At 44.8% G+C, this 19,800-nt stretch carries 15 protein-coding genes and 2 tRNA genes; 3 read left to right on the forward strand and 14 right to left on the reverse strand.

The window, feature by feature from the left end:
- Positions 1–63: 63 nt before the first annotated feature.
- From EK374_RS15605 to EK374_RS15635, 7 genes are all read right to left on the reverse strand, one after another.
- Positions 64–1,695 (reverse strand): methyl-accepting chemotaxis protein, encoded by a 1,632-nt coding sequence (locus tag EK374_RS15605; protein ID WP_127025489.1) that lies wholly within the window; start codon positions 1,693–1,695, stop codon positions 64–66.
- Positions 1,696–1,873: 178 nt separating this feature from the next.
- Positions 1,874–1,957: transfer RNA gene (locus EK374_RS15610), tRNA-Leu, on the reverse strand.
- 28 nt (positions 1,958–1,985) lie between these two features.
- Positions 1,986–2,069, reverse strand: a tRNA-Leu gene (locus EK374_RS15615).
- A 204-nt stretch (positions 2,070–2,273) separates the two neighbouring features.
- Positions 2,274–3,227: an isopenicillin N synthase family dioxygenase gene (locus EK374_RS15620; RefSeq protein WP_127025490.1), complete on the reverse strand. Its 954-nt coding sequence runs from the start codon at positions 3,225–3,227 to the stop codon at positions 2,274–2,276.
- A gap of 13 nt (positions 3,228–3,240) precedes the next feature.
- Positions 3,241–4,455 carry a NupC/NupG family nucleoside CNT transporter gene (locus EK374_RS15625; RefSeq protein ID WP_127025491.1) on the reverse strand — a complete coding sequence of 405 codons (1,215 nt, stop codon included), beginning with the start codon at positions 4,453–4,455 and terminating at the stop codon, positions 3,241–3,243.
- 304 nt (positions 4,456–4,759) lie between these two features.
- Positions 4,760–5,392, reverse strand: coding sequence for a uridine kinase (gene udk, locus EK374_RS15630; protein ID WP_127025492.1), 633 nt, complete (start codon positions 5,390–5,392; stop codon positions 4,760–4,762).
- 118 nt (positions 5,393–5,510) lie between these two features.
- Positions 5,511–8,690 (reverse strand): TonB-dependent receptor, encoded by a 3,180-nt coding sequence (locus EK374_RS15635; protein WP_127025493.1) that lies wholly within the window; start codon positions 8,688–8,690, stop codon positions 5,511–5,513.
- A gap of 394 nt (positions 8,691–9,084) precedes the next feature.
- On the opposite strand from EK374_RS15635, the gene EK374_RS15640 reads away from it, so the two are divergent.
- Positions 9,085–10,209 carry an endonuclease/exonuclease/phosphatase family protein gene (locus EK374_RS15640; RefSeq protein WP_127025494.1) on the forward strand — a complete coding sequence of 375 codons (1,125 nt, stop codon included), beginning with the start codon at positions 9,085–9,087 and terminating at the stop codon, positions 10,207–10,209.
- Between the two features lie 55 nt (positions 10,210–10,264).
- Here EK374_RS15640 and gpt read toward each other — a convergent pair whose 3' ends face one another.
- The 4 genes from gpt to EK374_RS15660 all read right to left on the reverse strand — a co-directional run bounded on the left by gpt (position 10,265) and on the right by EK374_RS15660 (position 14,619).
- Positions 10,265–10,741 carry a xanthine phosphoribosyltransferase gene (gpt, locus tag EK374_RS15645; protein ID WP_127025495.1) on the reverse strand — a complete coding sequence of 159 codons (477 nt, stop codon included), beginning with the start codon at positions 10,739–10,741 and terminating at the stop codon, positions 10,265–10,267.
- 17 nt (positions 10,742–10,758) lie between these two features.
- The gene (deoD, locus tag EK374_RS15650) at positions 10,759–11,463 is read right to left on the reverse strand and encodes a purine-nucleoside phosphorylase (RefSeq protein WP_127025496.1); all 705 of its coding nucleotides are present in this window, start codon (positions 11,461–11,463) and stop codon (positions 10,759–10,761) included.
- A gap of 13 nt (positions 11,464–11,476) precedes the next feature.
- Positions 11,477–12,679 (reverse strand): phosphopentomutase, encoded by a 1,203-nt coding sequence (locus EK374_RS15655; protein ID WP_127025497.1) that lies wholly within the window; start codon positions 12,677–12,679, stop codon positions 11,477–11,479.
- A 323-nt stretch (positions 12,680–13,002) separates the two neighbouring features.
- A complete protein-coding gene (locus EK374_RS15660; protein WP_127025498.1) occupies positions 13,003–14,619 on the reverse strand; it encodes a methyl-accepting chemotaxis protein in 1,617 nt (538 codons plus the stop codon).
- A gap of 175 nt (positions 14,620–14,794) precedes the next feature.
- On the opposite strand from EK374_RS15660, the gene EK374_RS15665 reads away from it, so the two are divergent.
- Positions 14,795–15,487 carry an SDR family NAD(P)-dependent oxidoreductase gene (locus tag EK374_RS15665; RefSeq protein WP_127025499.1) on the forward strand — a complete coding sequence of 231 codons (693 nt, stop codon included), beginning with the start codon at positions 14,795–14,797 and terminating at the stop codon, positions 15,485–15,487.
- Here EK374_RS15665 and EK374_RS15670 read toward each other — a convergent pair.
- Both EK374_RS15670 and EK374_RS15675 read right to left on the reverse strand, forming a co-directional pair.
- On the reverse strand, positions 15,368–15,892 hold the full coding sequence (locus tag EK374_RS15670) for a 2-amino-4-hydroxy-6-hydroxymethyldihydropteridine diphosphokinase (RefSeq protein WP_127025500.1): 525 nt from the start codon (positions 15,890–15,892) through the stop codon (positions 15,368–15,370). The two genes, EK374_RS15665 and EK374_RS15670, sit on opposite strands and share 120 nt — an antisense overlap.
- 15 nt (positions 15,893–15,907) lie before the next feature.
- Positions 15,908–16,684 (reverse strand): MBL fold metallo-hydrolase, encoded by a 777-nt coding sequence (locus EK374_RS15675; protein WP_127025501.1) that lies wholly within the window; start codon positions 16,682–16,684, stop codon positions 15,908–15,910.
- Positions 16,685–16,868: 184 nt separating this feature from the next.
- On the opposite strand from EK374_RS15675, the gene EK374_RS15680 reads away from it, so the two are divergent.
- Positions 16,869–17,861, forward strand: a complete 993-nt coding sequence (locus EK374_RS15680) for an extracellular catalytic domain type 2 short-chain-length polyhydroxyalkanoate depolymerase (protein ID WP_127025502.1) — start codon at positions 16,869–16,871, stop codon at positions 17,859–17,861.
- Between the two features lie 17 nt (positions 17,862–17,878).
- On the opposite strand, the gene EK374_RS15685 is transcribed toward EK374_RS15680, so the two are convergent.
- Complete coding sequence (locus EK374_RS15685) at positions 17,879–19,702, reverse strand: M61 family metallopeptidase (protein ID WP_164731893.1); 1,824 nt, start codon at positions 19,700–19,702, stop codon at positions 17,879–17,881.
- Positions 19,703–19,800: the final 98 nt, after the last annotated feature.

Below are 19,800 nucleotides of genomic sequence, written 5' to 3' on the forward strand. Positions count from 1 at the left end.
GGCAAAAAAGAAACCTTTTTTCCCGTTTTATTTACAGAAATGGCGGCTAGCGAATAAAAACTGTTATTGCACCTTAAATTGCTTCACCAAATCTTTTAGATCCTGGCTCAGCTGAGTTAGGCGTTGTGTGGATTGATCGCTCCCCTTGATAGCCCCAGCCGTCTGATGTACTAACTGACTAATAGTATGTACGTTCTGATCCACTTCGCCAGCTACAGCACTTTGTTGTTCAGCTGCTGTGGCGATATGCGCATTCATATCCGAAATTTGCGCTATTGAATTGGCTATGTCCGTCAATGCTTGCTGAACCTGGGCCGCCAGATTGATATTCAGCTCTGCTGCAGTTTTACTTTCCTGTACAGCAGCAGTCATTTGCTGAGTACCTTGTTGCAACTCAGCAATAATACCGGAGATTTCCTGAGTCGATTTTTGCGTTTGATGCGCCAGGGTGCGAACTTCATCTGCGACCACTGAAAAACCTCTGCCATGTTCACCTGCTCGTGCGGCTTCTATAGCAGCATTGAGTGCAAGTAAGTTAGTTTGATCTGCCAGCTTATTAATGATGTTCAGTACATGACTGATATTTTGTGACGAGCTATATAAAGAGGAAGCGACTAGCGAGCTTTGTTCTATCGTCTGACTTTGGGTATGAATACTCTCTACTGAAGCTTTCATTAGCTTCATGCCCTGCTGAACCAAGCTTTCAACCTGACCAGTTTCATGATTGGCTTGTTCAGCACTTTGTGCCACTTCAGCTATAGCCGAACTCATTTGGGTAATAGCAGTAGCAACCATATCGGTTTCTTGTTGTTGCTGCACACTCTCTTTGGAAATTTGTTGAGAAATACGGGCTACATCCAATGCACTGTCGCTGACATCAGAAGCGGTGACGCCTACTGAAGCAATTAACTGGCGGATTTTGCCGACAAAAAGGTTAAATGCTGTAGCCAGTGCAGCTAATTCATCTTTGCCGTCATAACTAAGTTTGACAGTCAGATCGCCATCGCCCGAAGCTATGTCCTGCATAGCAGCGACAACATCAATCATAGGTTTTACGACAGAACGTGTCACATACCAGCTTAACGCCAACATCAAGCCAACAACCAAAAAGACCAGGACAGCAAGCTGCATGACAACCTCATAAAAAGAGGCCTCGACATCATCTATATAGATACCAGTCCCAACAATCCAACCCCAGGGTTTAAATAACTCAACATGGGTAATTTTGGGCACTTCTTCGGTAGCACCTGGTTTAGGCCAGTTATAGAACACTGAATGTGAACCGTCATCGACAACCCCATCCGCCATATTCTGAAACAGAGGTTCGCCTTGTTTGTCTTTGAAGCTGGCAACATCTTTACCATCCAGATCAGGCCTGAATGGATGCATCAGCATTGTGACCTGCTGATCAATGACAAAGTAATAGTCGTTTTCTTTATAGCGAAGGGATTTCAGTTCGGCTAAGGCCAGTTGTTTTGCCTTAGTTTCGTCTAACTCTCCAGTACCTACTTTACTGTGATAGTTATTGACTAAAGCAACTGCAACTTGCGACAAATAAAGAGTGGAGAGTCGTTTCTCTTCCAGAATACTTTGCTTTAAACCAGAAAGGACTAACCAGCACACCAGAATTTGACCAAGAACGGCCACGCCGACTATGGCAAAAAGACGGGTTTTGATACTCAGATTTTTTAACATAGCCAACCTGTACAAGACGTATCTATTTGTTTTGTAAAGAGTAGGCTGAAGATAGGAAATAGCAAGCGTGAATCAAATTAACATCAATTTAGAAAGATAACTCAAAAAGCAGTATTTATTTGATAGAGAGTATAAAGCGATAGGTAATAATGGAGGGCAATATAGGTTTAAAGAGAGTTGGTGCCGGGGGGGGACTCGAACCCCCACGCCGTGAAGCGCTAACACCTGAAGCTAGTGTGTCTACCAATTCCACCACCGCGGCAACTCAATTTGTCTCTGTCAACGAAGTTTGGTGCCGGGGGGGGACTCGAACCCCCACGCCGTGAAGCGCTAACACCTGAAGCTAGTGTGTCTACCAATTCCACCACCGCGGCGCAAAGCGTCGTTGACGGCGTGCATGTTATGCGTCAAGTCGGCAATCGTCAACTGTCTGATGCAAATTTTCAGTGGTTTTTACCACCACTGCTGAAATATTCAGCAAAGTGCTAGCTTTTACGTCGGATACCCATTTAAAAAACAGATAAAAAGACAAAAGGCGAACTGATGTTCGCCTTTTAATCAGAGGAAGCCTCGAACTATCAGTACTTGGCTTTTTTGATTAACCCAATTTCTTCCAAACGCTGCATTAGGTAGTCGTTTGAATTGATAGGTTCAGGGTAACGGTTTGGTTGATCCGCAGTGATACAGCTATCCAGAGTTTCGATAACATAGTCCGGATTCGGATGCATGAAAAACGGAATAGAGTAACGTGGCTGACCAGCTGCAGCTCCAGCCGGATTGACAACTCTGTGAGTAGTCGAAGGCAACAGATGGTTGGTCAGGCGCTGCAACATATCACCAATATTGACCACTATTGTGCCTTCAATAGTAGTCACAGGTAACCAGCTACCATCACGGCGCAGAATTTCCAGACCAGATTCGTGTGATCCAACCAATAAAGTGATTAGGTTGATATCTTCATGCTGACCTGCACGGATAGACTGAGTAGAGGTATCCTGAATTGGCGGGTAATGAATTGGACGCAAAATCGAATTGCCGTAATTCACTTTGTCGGCAAAATACGCCTGATCCTGCTTTAAGAATAAAGCTAAAGCTTCCAGTACTGTATTACCTAACTTCTCCAGCGCAGAGTATAAACCGTAGGTTGCGTCTTTAAATTCTGCCACTTCAGACGGCCACAGGTTTGGATACAAACTTGGGTGTGGTGCCGGGCCTGATAACTCACGGCCAACGTGGAAGAATTCTTTTAAATCCGGGTGATTACTGTCTTTGGCTTTTTCAACACCAAATCCCGTATAACCACGTGCGCCGCCTTGGCCAGGCACATGATACTTTTGTTTTACTTCAGTCGGTAAAGCAAAAAATTTCTTAATTGCTTTGTAGGTATTGTCCACAACTTCATCCGGAATGCCATGGCCGCTAATGCCACAGAATCCAAACTCAGTGTAGGCCTTGCCAATCTCGGCAACAAAGGTGTCTTTGTCGGTGGCAAACCGTCTGATGTCCAACGTAGGGACTTGTTGTTGAGTCATAGTTATAACCTATTTAACTTAACGAAAAGAAAAAGCCTGCTATTGCCGCACTCATCAGGTTAGCCAGAGTAGCAGCTAATAGAGCTTTTAAACCCAGCTCTGCAATATCTGACCGACGATTCGGAGCCATCACTCCTAAGCCACCTAACAGAATGGCAATCGATGAGAAATTTGCAAAACCACATAAAGCGATAGTGACGATAATCTGTGTGTGTTCACTTAGCTGTCCGGCTTTGACATACTGGATAAAGTCCAGATAAGCCACAAACTCATTTATGACTAATTTCTGGCCAATGAAGCTACCCGCTAAACGAGCTTCTTCCCAGGACACACCTAAGATGAATGCTAGTGGTTGGAAAATATAACCAAAAATTAACTGCAGAGTTAAACCTTCAAAGCCAACTAAAGTCCCCAACCAGCCAATTAAACCATTCACTAATGCAATTAATCCAACAAAAGCCAACAACATAGCGCCAACGTTTAATGCTAGTTGTAAACCGCTGGCTGCTCCTGAGGCGGCGGCATCAATCACGTTAGTATTTTTCTCAACCACACCAATATCAGTTAAATCATTTTTAGGTGTTTCAGTTTCCGGCAGTAATAGTTTCGCCATCAGTAAGCCACCTGGGGCTGCCATAAAACTAGCGGCAATCAGGTACTTTAGCTCAATGCCCATACCGGCATAGCCCGCTAACACAGAACCTGCTACTGAAGACAAGCCCCCTACCATCACCGCAAATAATTCTGAGCGGGTCATAGTGGGAATAAAAGGACGAACAACCAGCGGAGCTTCTGTCTGCCCTACAAAGATATTGGCCGCAGCACTCATAGACTCAGGTCGACTGGTGCCAAGCAGCTTTTGCAAACCACCACCTAACACAGTGATGATGATACGCATCACCCCTATGTGATACAGCACTGCGATTAATGAAGAGAAGAAGATAATGACCGTCAGCACATGAATGGCAAAAACGAAGCCATATTTCTGCGCACCCGCATCACCAAATAAGAAGATAATGCCGGACTGAGCATAGGAGATAATATTGCCAACAAAGGCAGAAATGCTTAACAGCACATCTTTACCAAAAGGCACATAAAGCACAAAAGCACCGATTGCCAACTGGATCGCAAAAGCACCTACGACAGTGCGCCATTTGATGCGATTTCTGTTAGCCGAAGCTAAATACGCAGTTACTAAGATGGCAAGAATGCCAACCAAACTCATCATAGTTATTCCTTGGATATAGGGTCTGGCCATAGAAGGCGCAGATTTTTGTTCTTGTGATGCCAAATCCTAGAATAGCATCAAAAGATCAAGTAGTTACAGTTTCCGAGCGGGAGTGTTAACCACCGTAGCCGGCTTCAAACACTTGTAGTTGCTGTTCAGGGGTTGTCTAAACTTGACGTTTTGCCGGGCGATTATAGCAGCAGATGTGAAAAGCTTGCAAAGCAAATGTTGTTGGAGATAGCAGTTAGAAAACAACAGCCAAAACGCAGCTCTGACTGTTGTTTTACCTTTGAAGATAATGAGGTTATTCCTGCAATAACTGACGAATTTTTGTTTTGATAATATCGATGGCAATTTCGTTTTTACCACCACGGGTTACCACCAAATCAGCATACTGTTTGGACGGGTTAATAAACTCAAAAAATGCCGGACGCACATAGTTTTCGTATTGCTCAGTAATAGAACTTAAACTACGACCTCTGTCTTCCATATCACGCTTGATGCGGCGCAATAAACACACATCCAAAGGTGTATCCATAAAGACGGTAATATTAAATTGCTGCCGCAACTTATCGTCGGTCAGCAATAAGATACCTTCCACCAGAACGACTTTAGCTGGGTGTACAGTAATAGTTTCAGCTTTACGGGTATGAGTTTTATAACAGTACTGCGGCATAGATACAGCTTTACCAGCTTTTAACTGCTGTAAATGTGACGCCAGCAATTCATGCTCAAAAGCGGCAGGATGATCGTAATTCGTCAGGGTGCGCTGATCAAAAGACAAATGTGCCTGATCACGGTAATAGGCGTCCTCCGCCAATACTGCAATGCGCTCCCCTCCTAACTCCGCTACTAATTCCTGATAAACAGTGGATGCAAATAAACTTTTGCCAGAAGCCGAGGCGCCGGCAATAGCAATAATGGTACTTTTAGGCACAGTGTCACTTCTACTTGAATTTCAAACTTGCGGCATTATCGCGGATTTTAGCTTTTGATTAAATAAAAAATGCCGGTATTACACCGGCATTTTTAGTTTAAGGCTGTAAAGCTTCAGATTAGAAGCGGTAGTTCACACCGACTTTTAAGCGCCATACAGATTCTTTCTCGTTAACGCGATCATAACCTTGGATAGCCTGCTGCTGGAATGAAGCATTAGGTAAAGAAAGTTCATGAACACCATCAGCACCGATGTTGTAGTTAAACGGGCTTAAAGATCCAAATGAGGTGTCAAATACATGACCTTTGCTCGAATCAATAAAGTTCAGGAAGTTATCTATAGTTACATAAACTTCGCCTTTATGATCCATAACAAAGCCAGGGATTTCTTGACGAATGCTCACATCCCATGTAGTAACCCATGGAGAGTTTGCTACACCTTTAGGTAAATAACCACCGCCATAACCTGACAGACCTAAAGCATCAACAAAAGCTAAATATTGCTCTTCTGTAGTACCACCAGTGTAACGAACAACACCATTGGCTGCATCACCAGCTTTAGCGATGTAAGGGACTAAGCCACCAGAACTCTCACGACCAGTAAAGTTCACAGCGTTTGAACCAGAACTCATAAAAGCTAAGAAAGACAAAGCTTTACCACTTCTGCGCTCGAAGAAAGAATTGAACTTAGTTTTATAACCTGCAAAAAACTCTGCTTCGTAACCTAAGTTAATCAGGAAACGGTGCTTAGTCTCAAACGGAGAGGTTCCAACATAAGATTCGTTACGGTTGATTGTAATGTTGTTACCATAGTTACTGCTTGCAGTACTTGAGGTACCAACTGTCACATCAGTAATATCTGAATAGGTGTATGAAGTATTCAGAGATATACCGTTATCCCACTTAGAAAACAATGAAGTAGAGATAATGTGCGAACGTCCTTCATCATCAGCATTTGTTAACATCAGACTGCGATAGTTCGTATCAGCTGGTCTAACATACAAGTCACGACCACCATCCGGAGTAGTGCCTACTTTATCGCCAATAGTGATGTCTTTCCAGAATGCTGTGTTTTCTGGTTTTTTGTAGGTGTATTCAACAGTCCACATCGCATCATCCACAATATATGGAATATCTACGTTGTAGTCTGTTGCAATTTGGAAACGCCAGTCTGAAGGTAATTTGAAATTAGGATCATTCAAGTTCACTTCTGAGGTCACGTCACTGTTTTGCACAAAATCCAGGATCTGCTGAGGGATCTGAGTAATGTCCATTCCTCTTAACAGAGAGCCAAACCGTGCATTGCTACTGGTGATAGTTTGAGTATCGACCTGCGTAAGACCGTTTTTACCGTAAGCATTACCAGACCACACTGATGGGCTACCACCAGAGAAGCGACCAACACCGCCGCGAACTACTAAATCTTCTGTTGCATCCCATTTAAAGCCAAGACGCGGCAGGAAAATGTCCAGTCCATCTAAGTTTTCAGTATTGTTATACCCTGTTGCGGCAACAAAATCCGGATTGCTGACTGGCGAATCATCAGAAGCCAGACGCTCGTAACGCAGACCAACATCTACAAGTAATGATTCTGTTGCAGCCCACTCATCATGCACATATAAAGCATGCTCATCACGAACGAAAGAAACAGCAGCATCTTTTGTGTTCAACGTAGGAGAGTTGTTGTAACGGAAAGAATATGCGTTACCTAACTCAAAATCAGCCATAGAGCGGAATACCCAAACACCCAGCGAGTTTTGTACAAACTCGTTATAGATATCTAAACGCTTAAAGTTATAACCAAAGCTAATTTTGTGGTCATCTAATAAGTAATCTGCATCCCAATCAACAACAATAGTTTTCTTATCCAGGTCATTCGCATGACGTGAGTTGTCAGCACCAAAAGAAATTGAGGTGTTACGGTCTGCTGCATAGTTAGGATAAATCTGTACATCACCAACCAGCTTACTACCTGGAGTTTGATCTGTGGCGTTATCCTGATAGGTCAAACTAAACTGACTTGAAAACTCAGAAGTCCAATCTGAATAAAGTTTAAATGAATAGCTTTCTAAGCTTTCATTTTTATCGTACCAGTGAGATGACAATTTCAGTTCGTTTGTTGAGTCTGTTGTATTGTTAATTTGGTTGCCATCACTATATTGATAAGTGAATGCAGCACGCTGACTATCATTGATGTTCCAGTCCAACTTCATTAACAGCTTTTCTTCTTCAGTTTCCGGATTGACGGCATATTCGCCGACATCAACACCATAAACTTCTGAAGCGATGCGCTTTAATTCATCATATTGAGTTACCGAAGCGGTAGTTGTGTTGATAAAGCTACCAGTGCCGCCTGACGGACCCCAGCCTGTAGTTTCACCTTTAAACTTTTCGTAAGAAACGAAATAGAATAATTTATCTTCGACAATAGCTCCGCCCAAGGTCGTGCCAAATGTCTTCTCATCAAAATCCAGTGCAGCTTTATCGCCGTTCAGGATACCACTAGTGGCTTTAGGCGCTTTGCCTGCTAAAGAGTCGTTCTGAAATTCATAGAAAAACGAACCCTTCACTTCGTTGGTACCAGACTTCGTTACAGCGTTAATTTTTGCGCCTTGAAAGCCTGAGTCTTTGGCTTTGAACGGAGAGGTATCAACAATGATTTGATCAATAGCGTCTAAAGAGATTGGAGAACGAGTTGTCGGATATCCGGTCATGTTTAAACCGAAATCGTCGTTCATTGAAATACCATCAACAGTGATGTTGTTAAAGCGTGGGTTGGTACCTGCAACAGAAATAGTACCATCAGCACCATTGACGTTGACCAACGGGTTGTTACGAATGATATCTTTCAGATCACGGTTAAAACTTGGTGCGTTTTTGATTGCCTCTTCACCGAAGAAGCTGCTTGCGCCTGTGTTGCTGGCGATATTCAAAGAACTACCAGTAACGGCGATACGCTCAACAGAAGTAGGCTCTAACTGAGCAGCAAGTCTTAAGCCATTGCCCAAAGACAAATATAAGTTTTCGTAGCTTTTAACACCTTCAGGACTAGTGATGGTCACAGTGTACGGACCACCTACACGTAAACCTGAACTTGAAAATTCACCTGACGAGTTGCTTGTCGTAACGACACGTGAACCTGAAGGAACGTGCACAATTTCAACTTTGGCATCAGCTACAACTTGTCCGGCTGGAGAAGTCAAAGCACCTCGAATCGAGCTGGTAGTATCACTTGCTGATGCGATGTTAGTTGCGCCAACACCGATTGCAACAGCTAGAGCCAAATATTTAATTTTCATATGATTTCTTCACCTGGTAGTTGTAAATTTTATGTTTCAGCCAAGCTGAAAACTTCCTGCTTTCAATTTGGGCGACAACTATATCGAACTTTTATTACGTTTTTCTTACATCGAACCAGATTGCCGTTGAACTAAGATCAACTTTGGTTGTCAGGTCCGATTTGTCACGCAAGTGTAACATATCAACTGTAAAAATCGTACATTTGCTGTGCTTAATCAACAGCATTTTCTGTTTAATGCTGAACAACTTATCCCAAAGCAAAATCACCGCGGAAACTGGGTTTTAGCGCTGATTCAGGATATGCTTGCTTAAATATTTAATTGGCTGTTAATTATGAATTATATTTTTTCATCTATTTTAGTTACTTCTTTTTTCTCATTCAGCGGAATAGCTATGGCTAAAGAGCAAACACTGACTGTCGCTACTTTTAATGTCAGCATGGAGTCTGAGAACTATCTGGCCAAAGGTGTGGCGGGAAGTCCACAAGTTTTAAGTACTCTGCTCGCTGATGGGAATCATCCCCAAATAAAAAACATCGCGGCTATAGTGCAACAAACCCAGCCCGACATTCTGTTGCTGAATGAGTTTGATTACATCGAAGACCCAAAAGCCGGTGTGCAGTTGTTTATCCGCAACTATTTAAACAAAGCGCAAAGTGCTGATGGTAAAACCATCGATTACCCTTATTTTTACTACAGCACCGTCAACACAGGTCAACCCAGCGGTTTTGATTTGGACAATGACGGCCAGTTAACTAATAAAGGTTCAGACGCCTGGGGTTTTGGTCAGTATCCAGGTCAGTACGGCATGATGTTGTTGTCGAAGTATCCTATAGACAGTAGCAGAGTCAGAACCTTCCAGCATTTTAAATGGAAAGATATGCCGGGCGCTTTGCAAACAACAAAAGCCGATGGTTCTCCCTGGTACAGTGCTGATGCATGGCAGTTAATGCCACTGTCATCAAAAGCACATTGGGATGTGCCCGTACTGGTGAATAAAAAGTCTGTGCATGTGCTGATCAGTCACCCTACTCCGCCTGTGTTTGACGGTGAAGAGGACAGAAACGGCAAACGTAACCATGACGAAGTGCGGTTTTGGTCTGACTACCTTAGCCCGGAGAAAGCCAGTTATATCTATGATGACAGAGGCCAAAAAGGTGGTTTAGCTGAAGATAAAAGCTTTGTGATCCTTGGTGATTTAAATTCGTCGCCAGTAGAAGGCAATGCCTATAAAGAAGGTATAGGTAACTTGTTGATGCACCCTAGGGTTGATAGCAGCTTTACGCCACAAAGTGCTGGTGGTAAGGCGCATAGCCCTGACAGCCCATATGCTGCGACTCACACTGCAGGCTGGCGGATGCGAGCAGACTATGTACTGCCATCCAAATCAGGTTTTAATGTGTTATCCAGCGGCGTGTTCTGGCCAGCGACTGGTCAACCATTTTATGAATTAGTGGCTGACAGGTCCGCCAGTTCAGATCATCGTTTGGTTTGGGTAAAGCTTAAATTAACTAAATAATAAACAGATAAAAAAACGGAGCCTAACAGCTCCGTTTTTTTGCTTAGTACATCACTTAAGATTTCTGCTCAGCCAGTGGCACGCTGTAAGCCAGCTCCATATCCCATGGCAGTTGGATCCAGGTGTCCTGCTCTATGTCTGTCACATAGTGATCAACCAGCGGTTTGCCCTGAGGTTTAGCATACACAGTGACAAAACAAGCGGTAGGAAAATGTTCCCGCAGCGCTTTTGCTGTTTCGCCAGTATCAACCAAATCGTCCACTATCAATAAACGTGGGCTATCCGCCAAAGAAGCATCTTTCAATACCTTTAATTCACGTTGTTGATCATAGTCGTAGCTGGAGACACAAATGCTGTCCACCACACGAATATCCAGCTCGCGCGCCAGAATAGCTGCAGGCACTAAACCACCACGGCTGACTGCTACTATGCTGTCAAAATCGCGGTTTAATAAGCCTTTAGCCAACTCTTTGGTTGCTCTGTGAAAAGCTTCCCATGACACATAAAACATTTTGTTGGTGGTCAGTGACATAACAGTTCCTCAGATCCTTAAACCAGAGCCAAAGCGATTTCGACCATCTCGTTAAACGAGGTCTGACGCAATTCGGCACTCAAAGCTTCGCCGGTACGGATATGGTCGCTCACCGTCATAATGGCCAGCGCTTTAATACCAAACTCTGCGGCCACGCCGTATAAACCAGCAGCTTCCATTTCAACACCCAACACACCATATTTTTCTAGGCGATCAAATAAAGTTGGATCCGGGTTATAGAATAAGTCTGAAGTAAATAAGTTACCTACTTTGACATCAATACTCTTGGCGCGAGCTGCGGCTACAGCGCGCTCTAAAAGACCATAATCAGCTAAAGCTGCGAAATCCAGATTGCCACCTAAACGGTTACGGTTCACATTCGAATCTGTGCTGGCGCCCATAGCGATCACTACATCACGCACTTTTACATCCAGCGGTAAACCGCCACAGGAGCCGATGCGGATAATGTTTTTTACACCATAAAACTTTACCAGTTCAGTGGCATAAATCGACATAGAAGGAATACCCATGCCTGAGCCTAATACGCTGACTTTTTTGCCCTGATAAGTACCGGTATAACCAAACATATTACGTACTGTGTTCACGCACTCAACATCCTGTAAAAAGGTGTCGGCAATATGTTTAGCGCGCAGCGGGTCGCCAGGCATTAATACGGTTTCTGCAAAAGCGCCTTCTGGCGCATTAATATGAGGAGTTGCCATGAGTTACTCTAAATTAAGAAGCTAAAAAGGATTGACCATAAGGCATGGCCGCTAAATCAAAATAGTCGGCCAGAGTCTGGCCCATATCAGCGAAACTTGCTCTTTCGCCTAAATCTTTGGCTGCACGGTTTTTGCCATAAAACAGCACTGGCACATATTCACGGGTGTGCTCTGTGCCTACCCATGTTGGATCACAGCCATGATCCGCTGTTAACAGCAACACGGCATCTTCATCCAGTGCAGCCATAATTTCCGGTAAACGAGTGTCGAAATACTCCAGCGCTTCACCATAGCCGATAGGATCACGGCGATGGCCATAGTTCTGATCAAAGTCGACCAGATTGGTAAAAACAAGGCTGCGTTCTGGCGCTATCGCCATTTCAGCCAAGGTTTTATCCACTAAAGCGGCTAAGCCAGTGGCTTTGACTTCTTTGCTGATGCCCTGATGCGCATAAATATCAGCAATTTTACCAATGCTGACAACTGTACCGCCAGATTGAGTCAGGGTATCCAGCACTGTAGGAGCCGGAGGTAAAACCGAATAGTCTTTTCTATTCCCAGTGCGGGCATAGTTGCTGATATCTGTACCAAGGAAAGGACGGGCAATCACACGGCCTATATTGTAACTGTCCAGAAGCTCACGAGCTGTTTCACAGAACTGCAAAAGCTTGTCCAAACCAAAATGCTCTTCATGAGCGGCCACCTGAAATACGCTGTCAGCCGAGGTGTAACAAATAGGCTTGCCGGTTTTGATATGTTCATCGCCCAGCTTCACCAGAATGTCAGTGCCAGAGGCATGGCAATTGCCCAAAATGCCTGGCACACCAGTGCGGCGTACTAACTCGTCAATCAGTTCTGCAGGAAAGCTGTTTTGTTTATCGTGGAAATAACCCCAGTCAAACAACACGGGAACACCAGCAATTTCCCAATGACCGCTTGGAGTGTCTTTACCACTGGATAATTCACGGGCATGGCCATAACTGCCAAGTAGAGTTGGACTGTCTTCAACTAATGCCATTTCACCGCTGGCAGCAAAACCTGCTTTAACCAAACCTAAACTGGCCAGGTGGGGCAACTGCAATTGGCGGCCTTTGGCTTGAAAAAACGCTTTGCTGATGCTGGCAAAGGTATTGGCACCTACGTCACCGAACTTAGCTGCATCGGGCGCACTGCCAATCCCAAAGCTATCCATTACTAAAATTACTGCCTTTGACATACTTACCTACCTATTACATCAACCCCAATCATATACCCTTCGTACTTGAAGCTGCAGCTTTGTTGACTGCAAGCTCTCGCCCCAGTCAGTTATTTTAGCGGGTGAACTTTGCCTTCTGGCGAGCATCCGCCTCAATCCATAGACACATAGGTTAACTATGCTCCTGGGGTCTCACGCTCTTGTCGCCTCCCTGCAACTCCAATTACTTTGGCTATAAACAATAGTGAGGTTCGGTACAGCCAGCCACAAGTGGCAAAAATTAAAAAGGGCACGCAGCTTATGCAAAAACGCACCCTTTGGCAATCCCAACTTTTTACATTCTGCTAACTGATTTTGAATTTCCCTACCAAACCAAACAAAGTATCAGACAGCAGGCGAATTTCATTCGACAAACGATCATTATCTTTGGCTATATCGCCTGCAGCACTGGCCTGATCATGCAGTGCATACAGGTTCTTGGTGATTTCCTCAGACACCACTGCCTGCTCTTCGGTGGCGGCAGCGGTTTGTGTCGCCATATCATTCACTTTAATTGAAGATTGCTGCAGCTCACGGAACACTTGCTCGGCCTGAGAAAAACTACTGACGGTTAAATCGGCATTGGTTTTACCACTGCTAATGGCCGTGGCCGCTTCGTTCACCCGGCTTTGCAGAGCTTGGATCATTTCCTGAATATGGTTGGTGCTTTGCTGAGTCCGGGAGGCTAAAGTGCGGACTTCGTCGGCCACTACGGCAAAACCACGGCCTTGCTCCCCGGCACGGGCAGCTTCAATTGCCGCGTTTAAGGCCAATAAATTGGTTTGTTCAGCAATGCCACGTATGACATCCAATACCGAGGCTATGTTTTCAGAACTGTTTTCCAACTCGCCGGAACAGGCCAGAGCTTTATCCACATCTTTGGTTAAACTCGCCATGCTTTGAGTGACACTGGTCACCACCACTAAACCACGCTCTGCGCTCATTTTGGCTTCATCTGCTTCATGCGCAGAATCTGTTGCCACTTGTGCCATTTCTTTGTTCGCCAGCGTCATTTCATGTACTGCGCTGACAATAGAATCGGAGGCCACATTCAATGAACGGGTAATATCATTGGTTTTAATAGCAGATTCAGACAACACCTGCGTTAGTTTGCTCAGCTGTGCGGCTTGCTGCAGCACTGAGGCAATCAACTGACATAAGTTAGCGACAAAACCATTAAACTGCCCTGCCAACGCAGCGAATTCGTCTTGGGAGTTGGTATCAAGCCGAGCTGTTAAATCGCCATCGCCTGACGCGATCTCAGATAAACGTGCAGTTAAAGCGTTAATTTGAGTAGTCAAAGATTTAGGCACACTGTAGCTAAACCAGCCTGCGATCAGCAGGATAACCGCAGTGATGCTATAAGTGGTGTTCTGGAAAAAACTAATTTCGGAGGTTAGCACTTGCTGTTCACTGATAGATTTATTGAGCGCTGCTTCACCGGCTTTATCCAATACACTACGTAAAGCGCTAAACTGCTTTTGCTCTTCGGCTATCAGTTCAGGCGTTGCATTGCCCGCTTTGCTGGCCTGCAGTAAAGCTAAAGCACTTTGGTACCACAGCTGATAATCCTGCTCAAAAGCGGAAAACTGTTGCTGTATATCAGGATAGCTTTTCAAATATTTTAAATAGTCAGCAAACCTCTGTTTAACCTGTTGAGCATTGTCTTCCACATCTGCTTCAAGCGCAGCACTGTCACCTTGTTTACTCAAGTACATAGTGGAAGCTAATTTCGCCTGGTATAAATCGCGGTCAGCGTTTAAAACCACCGAGATTGCTTGCAGAAAATTATCCGCCTGAACTGCCAACGCACTTTTTTGCAAACCAGATAAATAGCTGAACATGGAGACAACAATCAATAAAGTGAACGCCAGAATAAGCATAGGTAAACTGCTTTTAACTCTGATACTGTGCAGATTCATAATGAGTCCTTGCAAGGGTGTAATACTCTCCTAAGTATTGATAACAGAATGACTTTCCGCCAAATTTTAGAGAAAAATAGTTCCGCCGCGCTGTAAAGCCGCGACATTATTGATGCAATGAACTAAAGCAGCTGGTTTGCGTATATTCCTGCTGATGAATGAATGGAGTTTGTAAATGAAAACCGCTGTAATTACAGGAACAAGCCGTCGTCTGGGCGCTTATTTGGCAGAGAAACTCAGTGCAGAGGGCTATCAGGTGTTCGGCCTTACCAGACAAATCAATCCACAGCAGCAGTATTTAACGCAAATAGCGGTGGACTATCAGTCAGCAGATTCTGTTATGTCGGCTATTCGTCAGCTGCAGCAGCAAAGCAGTATCGACTTGTTGATCCATAACGCATCTTTGTTTGAAAAAGATGAGTTACATACCGAAGACACTGTGAGTTTTTATCAGGCTTTGTTTGCTGTGCATATGCAGCTGCCTGCACTGTTGAACCAACACTTAGCACCACATATAGCAAAAACTCAGGGCGGTGGTTTGATTGTACATATCACTGATATTTACAGTGAAAACCCAAATCCAGCGTTTTCACTTTATTGCAGCACCAAAGCAGGACTTGAGAACTTAATGAAGTCCGCAGCTAAAGCTTATGCCCCACAAATACGGGTTAACAGTATTCAGCCCGGCCCTATTATGTTTTTGCCAGAGCATAGCAGCAGCGAAAAACAGCAGGTGATGCAACAAACTTTAATTGCGCAGGAAGCTGGTTTCGAGCCAATTTACCAGGGCGTCCGTTTTTTGATCGACAACAAATTTGTCACCGGTCTCAGCCTGAAAATAGATGGCGGCAGGTCGCTCGGAAAATAACTGACAACCTAACTGGATAGGTGCTTGCTTACTGGCTGGATCAAACACTTGTTGAAGGTAAGATTCAGTCAGTGCAGTTTTCCATGCCTCCGACCACTGCTCCTGATACCAAATAATATCCAAATCACAGCTGCGATCTTTGACACTTCGTTTGGGATCGCTTCTGTCGCGACCCAATAACTCTTCAATATGGCAAAGTTGCGCTTTTAATTCAGAAGCTATCAGGCTTGAGTTCAGCACCAGCACTGAATTAATAAACACATGATTAGATTCAACCAATTGCGCCTGAGTGTACACCCGCTGATATAAGTACAAGGACCCAAAGTTTTTGGCCAGTGCACTGACAGCTGCAGCCACATGCTGTTCAGGCTGAATATTTGAGCCTATCGAAATCACATAATACATAAAACTCCTTGTGACTCAGCTTGCTGCTGTATCCGTCTGATGTTCCTTGCTTAACAGCACCCGCTGCCCTTGCCGGGCAAAGCCGGCAAAATGCTGATCCACCATCTGTTGATAGTCTGGCCAGTGGTCTTCATAACTCATTAAATAGGTTTTTTTACAGAGCTCAGCCGGATACAAACTCAGCAGAGAATGCACAGAGGCATGCACAGGGTTGTATTCGGTTAAGGTCACATCGTGGAATATGATATCGGGCTTTAACTGCATCAGCAGTTGTGGTACGGCCACTGTATCGCCGGAATAAAAAATGCTCTGGTTAATCATCAAACCAAAACAGACTTTGCCCGGCGTGTGAGATACCCTGTGCAACTGGTAAAAGTTACCAAAGAGCTCAAACTCATCGTTTTGTAACAGCACCAGATCAAAATAATCGGAGAGCTCATTTTCACCCTCGCCATTTTTCGCCAGCACACCTTTTAAACACTGATGCCATAACTCGTCATACAACTCATAATGCAAAATCAGCTTGGCTTTTTTATGGTATTTGTAACGGCCTTCATTCGCCAGCCGCTCCAGACCAAACATATGATCGGCATGCACATGGGTAATAAACACAGCGTCTATATCCTGCAGCTTTAACCCCTGAGCTAACAAAGCGGGTTTGATGGTGTAGCCACAGTCAATCAGCAAAGTTCCTTTGGCATTTGTAACCAATGCATTGTTATTAAACAAGGTATCGGATTCTGAATGACCACAGCCGAGAATTAACAGTTCATTGGAATTGGACAACATCATTTATTTCTACCCAAAGCAAAGTGCTTCTATAGTACGGCTTTTGCTGCAGATTGTATCACCGCTTTAGCGGATCTTTTTACTGAAGCGGCTCTGACAACTTACTGTACCTTAGTGCTATAGCCTCATCTGGTTAAAGGGATCAAAATGGAAGCACTATAGCTTTGGCTTTTAAAGGACAGTTCAGATGAAAACCTTGCCTTTTGTTTTATCTTCTTTCGCTTTTGCTCTGAGCAGCACAGCTTATGCGGCTTTGCCTGCATTAAAACTAAATTTAGACCAAACCACAGTGTCGGGTTTATCCAGCGGCGGCTACATGGCATCGCAGTTTCAGCTTGCTCATGCCGATTGGGTGAAAGGTGCAGCCATAGTGGCGGCAGGTCCGGTGTATTGTGCGCAGAATAATTTAATGACAGCTCTGGATCACTGCATCAATAAAGTGGGCAGTCCTATTCCTTTGGCTGATATCAATAAGCAGCTAAAAGACTGGTCAGTTCAGGGCTTGTTGGCGTCCGAAGCAGAGATTAAACAAAGCAAAATCTGGTTATTGCACGGCACCGCCGATCAAAAGATTGCCAAAGAAGTGGCTGATGCGCTGTATCAGCAATACCAAGAGTGGTTACCGGCAACACAGCTGCGGTATGTGCAGGATAAAAACTTCGCTCACCATATGCCGACATTAAACGAAGGCAGCGCGTGCACTAGCTCCGAAGCACCGTTTTTAGGCCAATGTAATTATGATGCGGCAGGTGAAGCACTGAAGTTTCTTCATGCCGGTTTAAAAGCCCCAGCCGATCACCCCAGTGGTACTGTTTATCCAATTGAGCAGCAAAAAATTGCAGGAGATCTGGCCGCCACTATGGCAGAGCAAGGTTTTGTTTATGTGCCCAAAAGTTGCGAGCAAGGCCAAAGCTGTACTTTGCATATCAGCTTTCATGGTTGTAACCAACATGCAGATGCGGTAGGCATGGCTTATGTCGAAAAAGCGGGCTTTAACCGCTATGCCGACAGCAACAACCTGGTGGTGCTGTATCCACAAAGCCGCGCCTCCAACCTGATGCCAATGAACCCACAAGCCTGTTGGGACTGGTGGGGCTACACAGATGCCAATTATGCCAACCGTAAAGGTCAGCAAATTCAGGCGGTTGTAAAACTAGCTCAGTCTCTTAGCGCTAAGTAAGTGCAGACGAAGCCTGGCTAAGGCTGGGCTTTTAACCACAACCCCCTTTTCGCTAACTGTTCAGCGCTCGCCTCTTTGTTTTCGGTCAAAATCCAGCTTGGATCAGCCGTAAAGGTGACCTCTGTAGTATAGGTTTTACCACGGCTGCTAAAACTTAGTTGTGCGGTATTTCCCACTTTGTAACTGGCTAAGGCTTTATCCCATTGCTCTTTAGAGCCCAGTTTATAACGCCCCAGCTTTAACAGCAGATCGCCTTTTTCCACTCCAGCCAGATACAAAGGCGTACCCATCAGCGGATTACTGTCTACTTTGAGTTGCTTATCCTGCTCCACTAAAGTGACAGCAGTTAAAAAGGCTTGTGTTGGTTTAGCTATCGCTAGCTTCAAGCCCATAGCTGCAAATAAAGCTTCGAAATCAGGTAATTGCTGACCATGGATATAACGGCTAAAGAAGTTGCTGGCAAAGTCCGGATTGGCTGTAAGCTCCGCCAGAGCCTGTTGCAGATCCTGTTCTGTATAAGAACGCCCCACTTTTCCAAAGTCCTGCCACAACTTTCGCATCAGTAGATCCAGGCTCAGACCTTCAAATTCAGCACGTAAGGTTAAATCCAGCGCCAGCCCCAGTACTTCTCCGTAGGTGTAATAAGAGATATAGCTATTGGCATAGTTAGTGGGGTCGACCGACACTGCCGCATCAACAAAAGGCGCCATCTCGCTCATACCTGTGGCAGGGAAAAACTGTCGGCCCGGTGAAAGTTTCACTTTGTTTACTGCAGCTACGGTTTTATCTAAATAGGTGGCTAAATCAAAATGCCCGGTGCGGCTTAACGTCAGTTTGCCGTAGTAGTTGGTCACCCCTTCGGCAAACCATAAATTACGGCTCATATTGGCGCGCTGGAAATCAAAAGGTTCTAAATCGGCTGGGCGCAACCTCTCCACATTCCAGGCATGAAAAAATTCGTGCGATAAGGTTTCTATCTGGGCGTAATTCGCTTCGAGTAATGAACGCTCGTCGGTCAGAATAGTAGAATTGCGATGCTCCATACCGTCACCATCTACATAAGGCAAATAGTCGGCAATAAACACATATTGGCCATAATCAAATTTGGGGTACTCACCAAATATTTTTGCCTGCTCTGCTACTACGGCTTTGGCTTTTTCAGTGAAGGTATCCAGTTGTTGCTCTGTACCCTGATGATGCAAAGCCAGATGAATAGTGGCTTCAGACTGCTGATCCGCTACTGTCCAACTGCGCTGGCCATAAGCACTTAACTCAACCGGGCTGTCCATCAGATACTGCAAGTCTGGCGCAATGTAGCTGCCATCCGCTTGCAACTGCAGCTGAGTTGCTACTTTCCAGCGAGCGTCGGGTAACTCAAAACGTAACGAAGCGCTTTGTTGTGCATAATCCGGAGCAAACAATAAAGTGGCAGGCATATTTAAATGGGCATGAGTGCGATCTATCTGGTTATAAGTACCGTCGCCCCAATCACCGTACAGACGATAACTCACAATCACAGTGCCATTGTGTTGCCCGACCGACCACTGGCTTGGACTGATGCGCAGCATAGATAAGCTTTTGCCTGTACTGTCAGTGGCTTTTAAATCATAGATATTTTTAGCAAAAGCATGAGGGGCGTAACGGCCAGGGGAAGCACTGCTCATACTCAGCAACAAATTAGCAGAGCTGACACCATCAAATCGGGCCTGAATAGCGGCTTCATGGTGCGCGGCATTATTAAAAGACAACTGATAACTTACCGCAGCTTGAACCGGATTATCTGCCGCCAGCAGGCTGAAACTAACCAAAGTAAAAGAAGACAAGGCAAAAAACAGGCGCACTACAATATCCTTTCTTAAAGTGTATCGCTCTACCATAGAGCAATTGATGGCACACTCCAATCTGCATCTTTGCACTTCATCGCAAAAACAAAGCCATG

Source organism: Rheinheimera mangrovi, from assembly GCF_003990335.1.
Lineage (GTDB): Bacteria > Pseudomonadota > Gammaproteobacteria > Enterobacterales > Alteromonadaceae > Pararheinheimera > Pararheinheimera mangrovi.

What these genes read in the sequence shown, in the direction of transcription:
- EK374_RS15625 (WP_127025491.1), bottom strand. Translation starts at nt 4,455, where the DNA reads ATGATGAGTTTGGTTGGCATTCTTGCCATCTTAGTAACTGCGTATTTA.
- deoD (WP_127025496.1), bottom strand. Translation starts at nt 11,463, where the DNA reads ATGGCAACTCCTCATATTAATGCGCCAGAAGGCGCTTTTGCAGAAACC.
- EK374_RS15605 (WP_127025489.1), bottom strand. Translation starts at nt 1,695, where the DNA reads ATGTTAAAAAATCTGAGTATCAAAACCCGTCTTTTTGCCATAGTCGGC.
- gpt (WP_127025495.1), bottom strand. Translation starts at nt 10,741, where the DNA reads ATGTCACTGACCACCAACAAAATGTTTTATGTGTCATGGGAAGCTTTT.
- EK374_RS15665 (WP_127025499.1), top strand. Translation starts at nt 14,795, where the DNA reads ATGAAAACCGCTGTAATTACAGGAACAAGCCGTCGTCTGGGCGCTTAT.
- EK374_RS15675 (WP_127025501.1), bottom strand. Translation starts at nt 16,684, where the DNA reads ATGATGTTGTCCAATTCCAATGAACTGTTAATTCTCGGCTGTGGTCAT.
- EK374_RS15680 (WP_127025502.1), top strand. Translation starts at nt 16,869, where the DNA reads ATGAAAACCTTGCCTTTTGTTTTATCTTCTTTCGCTTTTGCTCTGAGC.
- EK374_RS15635 (WP_127025493.1), bottom strand. Translation starts at nt 8,690, where the DNA reads ATGAAAATTAAATATTTGGCTCTAGCTGTTGCAATCGGTGTTGGCGCA.
- EK374_RS15670 (WP_127025500.1), bottom strand. Translation starts at nt 15,892, where the DNA reads ATGTATTATGTGATTTCGATAGGCTCAAATATTCAGCCTGAACAGCAT.
- EK374_RS15655 (WP_127025497.1), bottom strand. Translation starts at nt 12,679, where the DNA reads ATGTCAAAGGCAGTAATTTTAGTAATGGATAGCTTTGGGATTGGCAGT.
- EK374_RS15620 (WP_127025490.1), bottom strand. Translation starts at nt 3,227, where the DNA reads ATGACTCAACAACAAGTCCCTACGTTGGACATCAGACGGTTTGCCACC.
- EK374_RS15640 (WP_127025494.1), top strand. Translation starts at nt 9,085, where the DNA reads ATGGCTAAAGAGCAAACACTGACTGTCGCTACTTTTAATGTCAGCATG.
- EK374_RS15660 (WP_127025498.1), bottom strand. Translation starts at nt 14,619, where the DNA reads ATGAATCTGCACAGTATCAGAGTTAAAAGCAGTTTACCTATGCTTATT.